This is a genomic window from Vibrio vulnificus CMCP6 (genome assembly GCF_000039765.1).
Classification (GTDB): Bacteria; Pseudomonadota; Gammaproteobacteria; order Enterobacterales; family Vibrionaceae; genus Vibrio; species Vibrio vulnificus_B.
On sequence record NC_004459.3, the window covers coordinates 233,163 to 247,128 of the forward strand.

General features: G+C 46.6%; 13 protein-coding genes and 1 tRNA gene. 5 read left to right on the forward strand and 9 right to left on the reverse strand.

Going from position 1 to position 13,966, the window contains the following annotated elements; translation table 11 throughout:
• Positions 1 to 3: 3 nt before the first annotated feature.
• Positions 4 to 453: a DUF411 domain-containing protein gene (locus VV1_RS01150; RefSeq protein ID WP_011078355.1), complete on the forward strand. Its 450-nt coding sequence runs from the start codon at positions 4 to 6 to the stop codon at positions 451 to 453.
• 63 nt (positions 454 to 516) lie between these two features.
• On the opposite strand, the gene VV1_RS01155 is transcribed toward VV1_RS01150, so the two are convergent.
• Positions 517 to 3,168 carry a beta-N-acetylhexosaminidase gene (locus VV1_RS01155; protein WP_011078356.1) on the reverse strand — a complete coding sequence of 884 codons (2,652 nt, stop codon included), beginning with the start codon at positions 3,166 to 3,168 and terminating at the stop codon, positions 517 to 519.
• Positions 3,169 to 3,581: 413 nt separating this feature from the next.
• Between VV1_RS01155 and VV1_RS01160 the strand changes: the two genes are divergently transcribed.
• Positions 3,582 to 4,442 (forward strand): TraB/GumN family protein, encoded by an 861-nt coding sequence (locus VV1_RS01160; protein WP_011078357.1) that lies wholly within the window; start codon positions 3,582 to 3,584, stop codon positions 4,440 to 4,442.
• Positions 4,443 to 4,777: 335 nt separating this feature from the next.
• Here VV1_RS01160 and VV1_RS01165 read toward each other — a convergent pair.
• A tRNA-Pro gene (locus tag VV1_RS01165) sits at positions 4,778 to 4,854 on the reverse strand.
• 256 nt (positions 4,855 to 5,110) lie between these two features.
• Here VV1_RS01165 and VV1_RS23025 point away from each other — a divergent pair.
• The 3 genes from VV1_RS23025 (at position 5,111) to rluF (ending at position 7,123) form a co-directional block, all read left to right on the forward strand.
• Positions 5,111 to 5,251 (forward strand): DUF3149 domain-containing protein, encoded by a 141-nt coding sequence (locus VV1_RS23025; protein WP_011078358.1) that lies wholly within the window; start codon positions 5,111 to 5,113, stop codon positions 5,249 to 5,251.
• A 149-nt stretch (positions 5,252 to 5,400) separates the two neighbouring features.
• Positions 5,401 to 5,982 (forward strand): DNA endonuclease SmrA, encoded by a 582-nt coding sequence (smrA, locus tag VV1_RS01175; RefSeq protein ID WP_011078359.1) that lies wholly within the window; start codon positions 5,401 to 5,403, stop codon positions 5,980 to 5,982.
• Positions 5,983 to 6,079: 97 nt separating this feature from the next.
• The gene (gene rluF / locus VV1_RS01180; RefSeq protein WP_011078360.1) at positions 6,080 to 7,123 is read left to right on the forward strand and encodes a 23S rRNA pseudouridine(2604) synthase RluF; all 1,044 of its coding nucleotides are present in this window, start codon (positions 6,080 to 6,082) and stop codon (positions 7,121 to 7,123) included.
• A gap of 84 nt (positions 7,124 to 7,207) precedes the next feature.
• On the opposite strand, the gene ybaK is transcribed toward rluF, so the two are convergent.
• From ybaK to prfA, 7 genes are all read right to left on the reverse strand, one after another.
• A complete protein-coding gene (gene ybaK, locus VV1_RS01185) occupies positions 7,208 to 7,687 on the reverse strand; it encodes a Cys-tRNA(Pro) deacylase (protein WP_011078361.1) in 480 nt (159 codons plus the stop codon).
• 99 nt (positions 7,688 to 7,786) lie between these two features.
• Complete coding sequence (gene ushA, locus VV1_RS01190) at positions 7,787 to 9,448, reverse strand: bifunctional UDP-sugar hydrolase/5'-nucleotidase UshA (protein ID WP_011078362.1); 1,662 nt, start codon at positions 9,446 to 9,448, stop codon at positions 7,787 to 7,789.
• Positions 9,449 to 9,852: 404 nt separating this feature from the next.
• The gene (kdsA, locus tag VV1_RS01195; protein ID WP_026130489.1) at positions 9,853 to 10,704 is read right to left on the reverse strand and encodes a 3-deoxy-8-phosphooctulonate synthase; all 852 of its coding nucleotides are present in this window, start codon (positions 10,702 to 10,704) and stop codon (positions 9,853 to 9,855) included.
• A gap of 19 nt (positions 10,705 to 10,723) precedes the next feature.
• Entirely contained in the window at positions 10,724 to 11,533 is an 810-nt protein-coding gene (locus VV1_RS01200; RefSeq protein ID WP_011078364.1) for a SirB1 family protein, read from the reverse strand.
• A gap of 38 nt (positions 11,534 to 11,571) precedes the next feature.
• Positions 11,572 to 11,955 (reverse strand): SirB2 family protein, encoded by a 384-nt coding sequence (locus tag VV1_RS01205; RefSeq protein ID WP_011078365.1) that lies wholly within the window; start codon positions 11,953 to 11,955, stop codon positions 11,572 to 11,574.
• 23 nt (positions 11,956 to 11,978) lie between these two features.
• On the reverse strand, positions 11,979 to 12,842 hold the full coding sequence (gene prmC / locus VV1_RS01210; RefSeq protein WP_370293146.1) for a peptide chain release factor N(5)-glutamine methyltransferase: 864 nt from the start codon (positions 12,840 to 12,842) through the stop codon (positions 11,979 to 11,981).
• A gap of 16 nt (positions 12,843 to 12,858) precedes the next feature.
• Complete coding sequence (gene prfA, locus VV1_RS01215) at positions 12,859 to 13,947, reverse strand: peptide chain release factor 1 (protein WP_011078367.1); 1,089 nt, start codon at positions 13,945 to 13,947, stop codon at positions 12,859 to 12,861.
• Positions 13,948 to 13,966 lie beyond the last annotated feature (19 nt).

A 13,966-nucleotide genomic window follows, 5' to 3' on the forward strand; every position in this document is an offset into this window, starting at 1 on the left:
ACTATGAAACTAAAAACACTTACTCTTATGCTGCTGACAGGTCTGTCAGCAAATGTTTTGGCAGCGGATGTCATCAACCATAAATCGCCATACTGTGGATGCTGTGGCGAATGGACCAAACACATGGAAGAGAATGGTTTCACCGTTAAAGAAGAGCTTCATGAAGACATGAACACCGTCAAACAGAAACTCGGTTTGAAGAACGATCAGCTTTACTCTTGTCACACGGCAGAAATCAATGGCTTCGTTTTTGAAGGGCATATTCCTGCAGAAGACATCAAAGCGTTCTTAGAAAATCCACCACGCAATGCGAAAGGCCTTGCGGTTCCGGGCATGCCAATGGGCTCTCCGGGCATGGAGTATGGTGATAAAAAAGACAGCTACTCTGTGTATGCCTTTAACGAACAAGGTCAAGTGTTTGAGTATCGCCGCCATGAAGGCAATCAAAAATAGCGATTGAACAATAAAGAGAAAAACCCAGCTGAGCTGGGTTTTTCTTTCTTTACGCGCTAAGCATTACTTCACACTTGTTACTCGGCTTGCTTTCTCGCCTGTCGCAGACACAGAACGGATAAAGACTTCACCTTCTACGGTTGGACGAGCATCATCCGCGTACGTCAGCCAGTTTTTGCCGTCTAGCGAGTATTGAAGCGTGACGCCAGGGAACTGAACGTTCATAGCTAGCTTACCCCCTTCGACTTTCGCACCCGGTACAGGTAGGCGGTAGTCGATGCCTGATTTTTCCAGTTTCGCCAGTTCACGTTGACCAAGTACGTTGGCAAAGCGGTTGTAGTCTAGGTTTAGTGCTGCTTTGTCTACTAGGTTAGAGTTTTGCGAGTATTCAACACCCACTTTGTAGTCGTTTTCCCAATCCGCTCGGTGCCATGCACGCTCAGCGGCTGCCAGTACGCGAGGGAATACCATGTACTCATATTGCTCATCGTTACGCACGGTTTCAGACCAAAGCTGTGCTGATAGACCGTAGAAAGGTTTCGCTTCGATTTCACCTTTACCCGTAAAGCCATTGCCGTCACGGTCTAGAGAGGTTTCTGCGTTTTGCGGCATGTTCTCTGGCGCAAAGCCGAACATCTTACGCGTATCCGTTGCACGTGTTGCCCAGTAGTAACCACGCTCTTTCGGGTCTACTTCGTATGGCATATCCATGTAGACGTAATCTGGGTTAGAAACGATCACGTCGTAACCTTTCTTAGACCACTCGTACACTGATGAAGTACCGCCCCAGTACAGAACGTCCCAGAAGTTTACGCGAGTATTTTCTGTTGCGAACGCGTTCTCACCTTCACTGTACTTCAAGCCATCTTGCCATGCTTGGAAGTTTGAAATGCCCTTCTCAGCCACGATCTTCGACACTTGCTCAGCAAAGTGACTTGGCAGATGACCGAAGTCACTGACTGTGCCATCGGTAATGAGCGTCTGACATTGTGGCGACTGGGCAAATGGCTTGTCTTGCTTAGACAGGTCAATCGTGCCTTTCCAGCTAACTTTGTCTTGCGCGTTAACGTCTTGGAAACCAGCACCTAGCTTAATGTTCTTCGCTTCGTCACCACCGAAGTGCCATGTTGTTAGCGGTGCGCCCGCTTCTAGGTGCATGGCTGCCACTTCTGAAATCACCTTATCAACAAAGCGAGTTGAAGACTCCATACATGGGTTGATAAAGCTTTGCTTATCGTAGAACTGAACCGTCGTCACGTTCGATGTATCTTGAGGATCCATCAGGCGGAACTCGTTCGCTTGTGCTTCTTTTCCTTCGGCCATGAGACGATCGTAACGTGCCTCCATCGATACCACTGCGGCACGAGCGTGGGCTGGCATATCGATTTCTGGAATCACTTCAATGTTACGTGCTTTGGCGTACTTCAAAATTTCCACGTAGTCTGCTTTGCTGAAGTAGCCAGAACCAAAGTTGTCTGACGTTGAACCCGAGCCAAGCTGAGGCAATAAACAGCTTTTCTCTTCAATGTCGAAACAACGATTAGCACCCACTTCGGTCAGCTCAGGCAGACCCGGGATTTCTAAACGCCAGCCTTCATCGTCCGTTAAGTGAAGGTGTAGTTTGTTCATCTTGTACGCTGCCATTTGGTCTAGCGTGGCAAGAATGGCGTCTTTAGAGTGGAAGTTACGAGCCACATCCACCATCACGCCACGGTAATCAAAACGAGGCGCGTCTTTGATCGACAGTTGTGGTAGAGAATCCGCATTTTGGCTATCTATCAGGCCAAAGATAGATTGCACTGCGTAGAAAGCACCGGCTTGGTCAAACGCTTTAATCGCAATACCGCCGCCTTGAATGCTCATCTCGTAAGCACCCGATTTTGCTAACTCACCGGTGAAGTCCGCAGGAACAACCGTGATGCTAACCGGAACATCACCGCGAACATTCACACCAACCACTTCTGCACGTTCTTGAATTGCTGCAAATTGAGCTGCATCGAATGCGTCTTTAGGCAGCGCAATACCCGCCGCGATATCAACAGTGCCCTTGCCTGCTTCCACAAACAGTGGCGTCGGTAGCAGCGTAGTTGATACATCTTGTTTTGCTAGGTCTTCGTTCTTCTCGAAGCGAGACACAGCACTCGCGAATACGTTGTTGTCATCTGGCGTACGTTTTAGGTTGTTACCTTCAAGACCGGCCACGAAAGATGCCACATCTTCGGTGTTTAGAGAGGCAATCATCTTTGGCTCTGCGTTTGGCGCAGTGACGAAAGCACCTGGCATGAAATCGGTTTCAAACAACGTCCAGTATTCACCAATCAGAGGCAGTACGACTTCTTCACCCGCGGCAAAACCATCAAATTTATCCGTCGGTTCTAATTTGTGTAGGTCACCCGTGACACGAGAAATTTTAAATTGGTCATTTTCCACATCTAAAATCAGACGGATGCTGTGAAAGTAAATGGCCCAATCTTTGGCATTGACGGCATCACCTTGATTCACCAGCGTCATATTCACTCGGTTACAAGAAGCCCATTCAGCCCCCATATCACCACAGGCGAGCCCCTCGTTCGCGCCATGATTTGTCATAACTTGGTATTGAATGTCCAAATTATCCGCTAATGAATTGACGACACGTTGCTCATCACTTTGTAATGTAGAGCAACCCGCCAAAGAGGCGATAACCGACGCAGCAATTAAAGTTTGTTTCAACATCTTACTTACCCTAAAACTTAGAAAACCAATCCAGCCAAAACGGCTGTTACTTACCAATGCACTCAACATACAGCGAGTTTTTTCTAAGCGTAAAATTAATAAGCAGGAGAAGTGATCTACTTCAAACTGCGATCGAAAATGGAAAATATAAAAACTTAAATTTCAATAAGTTACAATGAACGTTAAATTCGTAATTTCATTTTTGACGAGTTTTTATCAAATACAGATCACAAAAACATCAACACAATGGACACTATTGAAAGAAATTTCCCACAATGGCGACGTGCTTTAAAATTCAAATCATCAGAATTTGACGTTGAAATTGAGTATTTGATCGCACTTTTAGCTCCGTTAACGCTCGTCATTTTTATCAAATCAACAAATTTGCCGGAACATTTTTCAGGGAGTAAAACATGCTCAAGCTCGTTACCCTTATTATTGCGATTGCCACTCTCGTTCCCACGGTACTTGCCGAACCATTAGTGTGGAAAGCCACCAAAGGTAAAACGGAATTCAGGATATTAGGCTCGATTCATGTAGGAAGCGATGCACTGTACCCGCTACCCAATGAGATAGAAAACACCATCGCTAACAGCCAAGCTCTCATTGTGGAGGCCGATTTATCGCAATTGAATCAAGTGACTTATCCACCTCAACGCTATGTCAGCCAGCAAGTCCTCACCGATGAACAGAAACAGCAGCTGCAACAAATCGCCAATGAGCTCGGCTTGCCCTATCAGCAATTGATGCTTGCTCCGCCGTGGGCAAGTGCCTTAACCATCCAAATGGCTCAAGTACAAAAACTGGGGTACCACTCAGAACTTGGCGTGGATACTTATCTCATTCAAAAAGCACGTCAACATGGTGTCCCTCTTCATCCGTTGGAAAGTGCGCAATTTCAAATCGATCTACTCACCAAAACACCTCAAGATGGCAAAGAATTGCTGACTAGTGCGCTGTCAGAGTTTAGTGAAAGTGAGCAGTTACTCTCTTGTTTGGTTGAGAGCTGGCAAAAAGGCGACAAACAAAAATTGGTGGAGTTCGCTAACCTGTCAGAGATCTCCCCTGAGTTGGAAAAAGCCATGCTGACGGATAGAAATCACGATTGGGTCCAAAAGCTCTCTCAACTTGCTCAAGAGGAGCCAGGGCATTATGCGGTGGTGGTCGGTGCGTTGCATCTGGTAGGCAAAGAGAATCTCATTGCACTGCTCGAGCAATCCGGTTTTAAAACCGAGCAACTGACCCAAAGCCAGCCTGCGCAATGCCATTTCTAATTTTGGCCACCTCATAAAAGGTTCGACATCAGCAAACAAACTTTGCCTCACCCCAAAACGACGAAAGCCTGCTATAAAAGCAGGCTTTCTAAAAGTGGCCGGTGAAGAGCCATATTCTAACGTCAAGCGAACCCCACGAGGTTCGACATCAGCAAACAAACTTAGCCTCACCCCAAAAACGATGAAAGCCTGCTATAAAGCACGCTTTCTAAAAGTGGCCGGTGAAGAGCCATATTCTAACGTCAGGCGAACCCCACGAGGTTCGGCATCAGCAAACAAACTTTGCCTCACCCCAAAACGATGAAAGCCTGCTATAAAAGCAGGCTTTCTTAAAGTGGTCGGTGAAGAGGGATTCGAACCCCCGACCCTCTGGTCCCAAACCAGATGCGCTACCAAGCTGCGCTATTCACCGAGATGTTTTACAGAAGCTTTGTTCCGTCAACGGATGCGTATATTACGGATTCTGGCTGACGACGCAAGAGCTAAGCGCAGTTTTTTTGTAATAATTTATCCGTTTGCTTATTCCGCCACCAGTAGCACATAAAATGTGAGCAGAAACACACCAATAAAAACATGTCGTTAACTTATGCAACACAATTGATCCAGATCAGTGTGCAAAATAGCACCAGCTTTTAACTTTACCCTGTCTTCACACTTTGGAGGAAACCATGGACTTTTGGCTCGATTTGCTATTCGGTAATGCGGTAGGACTTTCTTCAATGATTGTCATATTTGGTGCACTAGGTCTAATGCTGTTTTACGGCGGTTTCATCGTTTACAAGGTCATGAATGACAAATCTCCTCACTAGATATCGCCAAGCTCTATAATCTTTTATAGAAACGCTTTGCACCGGAATGGGTTTTCTGCCTGTTCCGGTTTTTTATTCTCTGGATTGATCGTTTTCCCCCAACCGTTGGTATACTCCTGCAACCATTAATCAAGCTTTGAGATGCCGTTATGTCTCACGACGATGATTTCGAACTTTTCCAACAAATGATGGGGGATGTAAAGCCCATCACTCATGACACTGCTGAGCACAAGAAAAAACACCAAGTCAGTGAATCCCAATTGGCGCGGCGCGAAGCGGCGATTTGGCTCACCGAGGATAATCCGGAGCACCTCAGCCTTGATCACGCAGAAATGCTCAAACCTGATGACATGGTGGAGTTTAAAAGAGACGGCGTACAAGAGGGTGTCTATCGTAAGTTGCGTTTAGGCAAGTACCCCATTCAAGCCAGGCTAGACCTGCATAAGAAATCGCTCAAAGAAGCACGGGATGAACTTGTTCGCTTCCTTAAACAATGCATGAAAATGGACATTCGCACCGTCGTGATCGCTCATGGTCGAGGCGAGTTATCCGATCCCCCCGCCAAGATGAAGAGTTTTGTCACGACGTGGTTAATGCAGATTAAAGAAGTGCAATGTTGCCACAGTGCGCAACGTTTTCATGGTGGAACTGGCGCTCTCTATGTTTTGTTGCAGAAAAGTGCCGACAAAAAACTCGAGAATCGAGAACGTCATCAAAAACGCTTAGGCTAACATTTATTCAGTGCTAGAATGCACGCCCCAATTTCCCTTACAACCAGTAAGGGACTGAACAATACAACGCCGTTGTGAAACGTTAAGAGAGAACAACATGTCCCAAGATAACGCTAAACGCCTTAATAAATACATCAGTGAAACTGGTTTTTGCTCACGCCGCGAAGCCGATAAACTTATCGAGCAAGGTCGCGTCACCATCAATGGCAAACAGCCAGAAATGGGCACCAAGGTCTTGCCTGGTGACGACGTTTGTGTCGATGGAAAGCCTGTCGCTGCAAAGGAAAAACCGGTCTACATCGCACTGAATAAACCCACTGGCATTACCTGCACTACTGAACGCGACATTCCGGGCAATATCGTTGATTTTATTGGGCATAAGAAGCGCATTTTCCCAATTGGTCGATTGGACAAACCTTCAGACGGTCTGATTTTCCTAACCAATGATGGGGATATTGTTAATAAGATTCTCCGTGCGGGTAACCACCACGAAAAAGAGTATGTGGTGCGAGTGGATAAACCCATTACGCCTGAATTTATTAAAGCAATGTCGAGCGGTGTGAATATTCTCGATACCGTAACCTTGCCGTGCAAAGTCACACAGGAAACCAAGTTCTCCTTCCGTATTGTTTTAACTCAAGGCTTGAACCGCCAGATCCGCCGTATGTGTGAAGCACTCGGCTATGAAGTGTTTAAACTGCGTCGTGTGCGCATTATGAACATTTCACTCGATGGCATTCCGAACGGTAAGTGGCGTTATCTCACAGACGATGAGGTGACGGAAATCCTTGCGATGTGTGAAGGTTCTGTTGGCACCGAAGAAGCCTCTCGCGTTGACGCCAAAGGCCGCCGTATTCGCAAAGCCACCGACGCTAAGCTGTTTGACAGCCGCGAGGAAAATCAAACCTCTACTGCACGTCGCAACCAAAAACAGCGCACCTTCAAAGGCAACAATGCCGATGAGTTTCGCCATGCGCCAAATTCAAAAAAAGCGCAGCAAAGAAAGCAGCAGGATGGCGATAAACCGCGTTTTGAAAAACCAAAGCGCCAAGAGCAAGCTGGAAAAGCAAAACGCTATGACAATCCCAACGCAGCAAAACCCGTCAAACGCACGGGCGGCACTTTGACTCTTAAGAAATAATATTACTCGCAAGCTTTGAAAAGGACGCTCCTACGAGCGTCCTTTTTGTTGGTCAAACGTATTCTATTTTACCCCTCAGAGAACTTAAGCCTCTAAACAGAGTTCAGCAAAATGCCCTCGAGTGAGCATCAGTAAATCTTTGGGTGCTAGCTCAATCTCTAAGCCACGCTTACCAGCACTGACACAAATGGTCTCTTGTTGCCCTGCACTCATATGAAGAAAGGTGGGCAGAGCTTTCTTTTGCCCGAGCGGACTAATGCCGCCCACGACATAACCTGTGGTTTTTTGCGCGATTTCAGGATCGGCCATATCGGCTTTTTTGCCATTAGCGGCTTTCGCTGCCAATTTTAGATTGAGTTTTTGATCAACGGGGATGATCGCTACCGCCAAGTTTTTTGCTTCGCCATTTAAGCAAAACAGTAATGTTTTAAAGACTTTTTTTGGATCTTGCCCAAGCACTTCTGCCGCTTCCAAACCATAGCTTGTCGCTCGTGGATCGTGCTGATATTCGTGGATGGTATGAGGAACTTTCTTTTTCTTGGCAAGATTGATAGCCGGAGTCATTGTCTTTCTCCTGTATAAACAAAAAGCGCTATCCCAGATCGGAATAGCGCTTTAGTTAAAGATATCAGCGAGATTGAGTCAAACTCTTTCTCTTATCGATTATTTGTAAACAATCTCACCATTTGGCGCGAACTTGTTCACATCGATTGGGCTGTTCTTCTCTAGGAACTCTTTCAGTACTTCAGCATCCACAAAACCAGTGTTCACGTAACCAGGGTGACCAGTCAGTTTAGGGTAACCATCACCACCCGCGGCGTTGTAGCTTGGTACGGTGAAGCGGTAAGTTTCATCTAGACGAAGCTGTTTGCCACCAATGAATACGTTCGATACTTTGCCGTTAGCCACTGTCATTGAGATACCGGCGAATTGCGCGTAAGCACCTGAATCAACAGGTTTCGTTGCAACTACGTTTAGGTAGTCCAGCACTTCTTTACCCGTCATATCGGTGTAAGTCAGGATGTTTGCAAAAGGCTGAACGGTAAGGACGTCTTTGTAAGTCACTTCACCCGCTTCAATCGAGTCACGTACACCACCCGAGTTCATTACTGCGAAGTCTGCTTTTGCACGCTCCATGTGTGATACTGCGATCAAACGACCTAGGTTAGTTTGCTGGAAGCGAACCACGTTACGGTCACCTTCAAGCTTGCCGTTTGTGTCTGCAATCTTCACGTTAAGTTGCTCTTGACCTTTCTCTTGGTAAGGACGTAGGAACTCTAGCAATGCAGTATCTTCTTTAATTTCGCTTTCAATGAAGACGCGCTGGCTCTTACCATCGACTTCCACTTTCTTCTTCAGGTTAACCGGAATCAGATCGTAGCTCACCATACGTAGCTCACCATTGCGGAACTCGTAATCAGCACGGCCAACGTATTTACCCCACTCGTGCGCTTGCACGATGTAAGTACCGTTTTGTTGGTCTGGCTTACACTCGTCTGCTGGTTTGAAGTTTTTCTTCACCACATTTGGTGCTTCCATACAAACCGGCTCTTGCGAGTGACCACCGACGATCATGTCTAGGTCACCTTCGTTTAGGTAACGAGCCAGTGCCACATCGCCAGGAGCGTTGATGCCACGCTTACCATCTTCGTAGTGACCCATGTGCGTCACGGCGAAGATCAAATCTGGTTTTTCTGTTTCTTTTAGCTCAGCAATCAGCTTCTTCGCTTCTTCCTTCGGATCACGGAAGTCAATGGCGCCGATGAATTCTGGGTTGCCTAGCTTAGCTGTATCTTCGGTTGTTAGACCGATAACCGCAATTTTGATACCTTGCTTATCGAACATCTCGTAAGCTTGGAACATGCGCTCGCCGGTTTTCTTGTCGTAAATGTTGGCAGACAGCATTGGGAAGTTAGCCCACTCTTTCTGCTTCATCAGTACGTCTAGAGGATTGTCAAACTCGTGGTTACCCAGCGCCATTGCGTCGTAACCGATTTTGCTCATGCCTTTGAAATCTGGCTCAGCATCTTGAAGGTCTGACTCAGGAACACCTGTGTTGATATCACCACCTGAAAGTAGCAGTACGCTGCCGCCTTCCGCTTGGATTTCAGCACGCAACTCATCGATCAGAGTTTTGCGAGCTGCCATACCGTACTCACCGTATTTGTTTTGCCAGAAACGGCCGTGGTGGTCGTTCGTGTGCAGTACTGTCAGTTTGTAAGTTGTATCTGCTGCCCATTCTTGAGTTGGCTGAGTTGCACAACCCGCCAGAGTTGCCAGAATAGCTGCGCTAAGCGCGGTTTTTACAATCAGGCGTTGCTTCATTGTCATACCTTTTGAACTTTTTGGGGATTCCACTGCAAATATCTACAGGCCTTTTTAAACATAAGCTCAATTTATTAAACCGAGTTAGGTTGGCTGTAAAACTTGATACAGTTTAAAGTAACTGGCCAAACCATTTCAGCGCGTTTTCATATTTATGATGCATTGATCACTATAAAAACCGCGAAAAACTGTAACAAAGCCTGAGAGTTACAGTGACAAAACTCATGCGATCACAGGCAAACGTTTGACTAAGAAATGATGATATCAACTGAAGTTGTGATTAAGTTCACTAATTAAACAGAGTCAGAATAAAAAGCCACCACATCACGAAAGAGAAGCCGACGGAAAAAACAAAAAAGGACCGTTTTATCGGTCCTTTTTTTAATCTCGATAACACGAAAATATTATCGGATATCGATACTCGCGAAGCTTTTCACAAGATCGTCCAGTGCCTTCATTTGCGCAAGGAACGGCTCTAGTTTGTCGAGTGGCAATGCCGATGGGCCATCACAACGTGCTTGGTCTGGATTTGGGTGCGCCTCAATAAACAGACCAGCAATACCCGTTGCCAAACCGGCTTTCGCTAGTTCAACGGTCTGTTCACGGCGACCACCTGATGCCGCGCCTGATGGGTCGCGCATTTGCAGTGAGTGCGTCACATCAAAAATGATTGGGCTACCTTTTGACGCTTTTTTCATTACGCCAAAACCCAGCATATCTACGACTAGGTTATCGTAACCATGACAAGAACCACGCTCACAAAGAATGATCTTATCGTTGCCACACTCCGCAAATTTCTCAACGATGTTGCCCACTTGACCTGGGCTCATGAACTGAGGTTTCTTCACGTTGATTACCGCGCCCGTTTTGGCCATCGCTTCCACAAGGTCAGTCTGGCGAGCCAAGAACGCAGGTAGTTGGATAACATCCACCACATCCGCTACAGGCTGCGCTTGTGCTTCCGTGTGAACATCTGTGATGATCTTTACGCCAAACGTGTCTTTCAGCTCTTGGAAGATTTTCATCCCTTCTTCAAGACCAGGGCCACGGTATGAGTGAACAGAACTGCGGTTGGCTTTATCAAAAGATGCTTTGAATACGTAAGGAATACCCAACTTATCGGTCACTTTCACATAGTGCTCACAGATCTGCATCGCCAAATCACGTGACTCTAGTACGTTCATGCCAGCAAACAAAGTAAATGGCTTATCGTTGGCAACTGGAATATCACCAATCTGAACAATTTTCTGTTCCATCATTATGTCTCTTATTTGATCAATGTAGAGTGACCGCTTTGCCACTCATAACGTTAACTTGTTTTTTTAGCAGCTCTGCCGCTGGGTCATCGGGACACTGATCAATAAAATATTGAAAATCAGACACCGCAATTTGATGACACTCTAGTTGTTGATAGATAAAGCCGCGATCACGAATTTCATAAGGGTCATCTGGCACAAACGTTAACGCCAGATTGGTACAACGTAAAGCCAGAGTATAGCGCTCTTCTCGAAGTAGTGCGCCTTTTAATAAGGCAAGCCAGCGGCCAATCACCGTAGGGTTATCCGCCACCTCAAGATGCTCAGGTTTCAACGTTGCTAACGGCCCTTCGTGGCCAATCAACCAAGCTTGTAAAAGGCGCTCGCCAACAAACTCACCATTAAATGGGTTGATGTATTGAACGCCCCCTTCACACCAATCCACTCGCAAAAGAAACTGGGTTGGAAAGGTGACACCATGCAAGTCGAAGCCAAGCTGGCGACCCAGATAAAGCAGTATCGCGCCTAAACTGACAGGGATGCCTTTCCGACGCTGCAATACTTTATCAATAAAGCTGTTGTCTGAATCAAAATAGGCTTCACGATCACCTTGGAACTGCCATTGGATGAAAAATAGGCGTAGAAAGGCGTCAAAGCGTTGCTTTTCATCTCGCTCGACAAACAGTTCGTTTTCCGCTTCTTTTAACAAACGAGCCAACTCATGCTTTACCCAAAGATCTTCTGTTTCTGGATTAATGGCTTTATTGAGCTCTAACGCCCCTTCCACCAGCTCCATGTTGTCAAAATCTTCGTCAAACAATTCCAGCATTACTTGTTATCCGTTTCCTTAATTCACACTAAATATTCTTAACCGAAAAACATCGGTGTCTTTGAAACCGCCAATTTGCCTGCCATCGCTAGCCAACCGAGTGCACCAAAGAAAGAGAAAGTACGTAGCAGCTTGTTTTTACCCAGTTTAAGCGCAAAGAAGCCAAGGGCAATGTAAGCCATTACGCAAGTGAGCTTCTCAGTTAACCACGGCGCTGATGGGGTAAAAGGAATAAATCCGGTCATCACAATCAATGCGATTCCTGAGAGTAACAATAATGAATCGTTGATATGAGGAAAACGCTGTAAAAATGGGTGCTTCAACTTATTTGAATTCATCATCATCAATGCATAGCGAACGGAAAGCAGCAACGCGCTGATGACAATGGTGAGTAAATGAAAGTATTTCAGAGCTTCGTACATAGTGTTCTCTTTGATATCTGGATCTAGTGATCCGTGTTTTCTGGTAAAGCAACGAAGTAACCCAAAGTCACTCGATCATTGCCACCGTAATCCTTTTCGGTTGCTACCTCTTGATATCCCAACGTATCTAGGATTTCTCGAACAGCGATACCTTGGTCGTAGCCATGTTCAAACATCAGCCAGCCATGAGGCTCAAGATAGTCACGTGCCTGTTGCGCGATATAACGGATATCAGCCAGGCCAGACTCTTCGGCAACCAGAGCACTTTTCGGCTCAAATCGCACATCTCCTTGATTAAGATGGGGATCATTCTCATCAATATAAGGAGGATTGGAAACGATTAAAGCAAACTTTGTGCCTTGAGCCACAGGTTCAAACCAGCTGCCCTGTTTAAAGGTCACATTTTTGATATTCAATGCCAACGCATTCGACTCAGCAAGCAGCTTCGCTTCCTGCTGCAAATCCACGCCCATCACAGTGCGATGTGGCAGTTCAGACGCCAGTGCAATGGCAATCGCTCCCGTGCCTGTGCCTAAGTCGAGGATAGAGCCCGTTTGCGTCGCAGTTTTTTCTAGCGCCAACTCCACTAAACGCTCGGTATCGGGGCGAGGAATTAACGTCGATGGCGCGACTTTAAAAGGCAAAGACCAAAACTCTCGTTCACCGATGATGTAAGCCACCGGTTCGCCAGACAGTCGACGCGCCACTAAGGCTTCAAACTGCTGCTGCTCTTGTTCGGTGAGTATTTTATCTGGCCAGGTAAACAGATAGCTACGCGGCTTATCCAGTACATGGCAAAGCAATACCGCGGCGTCTAAAGACGGCGAATCATTGCCTAACTCAGAAAAGCGAGATGCCGCCTGTTTAACAGCGGCATCTAGTGTCATCAACTCAGACATGGGATCAGTTGTTTTCCGCCAAAGCAGCCAATTGGTCCGCTTGGTGTTCCTGAATCACAGGATCGATCAAAGACTGAAGATCGCCTTCCATCACTTCAGAAAGACGGTAAATCGTCAAGTTGATGCGGTGATCTGACACACGGCCTTGTGGGTAGTTGTAGGTACGAATACGGTCACTACGATCGCCCGAACCAAGCAGGTTACGACGCGTATCAGACACTTCAGCTGCACGCTTAGCCTCTTCAGCTTGAACAATACGAGCCGCTAGAACAGCCATCGCCTTGGCTTTGTTTTTGTGCTGTGAACGCTCATCCTGACACTCCACGACAGTACCGGTTGGTAAGTGAGTAATACGGATTGCCGAGTCGGTGGTGTTAACGTGCTGACCGCCCGCGCCAGAAGAGCGGAAGGTATCAATTTTTAGATCGCTTGCTTTGATCTCTGGAATTTCCGCTTCAGGAATTTCAGGCATGATTGCCACGGTACACGCCGAGGTGTGTACGCGACCTTGCGATTCGGTTGCAGGAACACGTTGAACACGGTGACCGCCCGATTCAAACTTCAAGAAACCGTAAGCGCCATCGCCATTCACTTTCGCGATCATCTCTTTGTAGCCGCCATGCTCTGCTTCATTCGCGGACATGACTTCAATACGCCAACCACGTTTTTCTGCAAACTTGCTGTACATACGGAACAGATCACCAGCAAAGATACCGGCTTCATCACCGCCTGCGCCCGCACGAATTTCGAGGAAACAGTTGCGATCGTCATTCGGATCTTTCGGTAGCAGAAGAATTTGCAACTCTGCAGCCAAATCTTCAATGGCCACTTTTGCCGCTTTGATTTCTTCTTGCGCCATTTCACGCATCTCTGCGTCGTCTTCTTTGGCCATCTCTTCCGCAGCAACTAAATCTTCTTGCGCTTGTTTATAGGCAGTAAAGCACTTAGTGACTTCTTCAAGTTGAGAATACTCTTTTGACAGTGCACGGAATTTGTCTTGGTCACCGATCACTCCCGGATCACCAAGAAGGTGCTGCACTTCTTCATAACGCTCAACCAGCATTTCTAGCTTGGTTAGAATCGAGGCTTTCATCATTTATATATCTTACTGA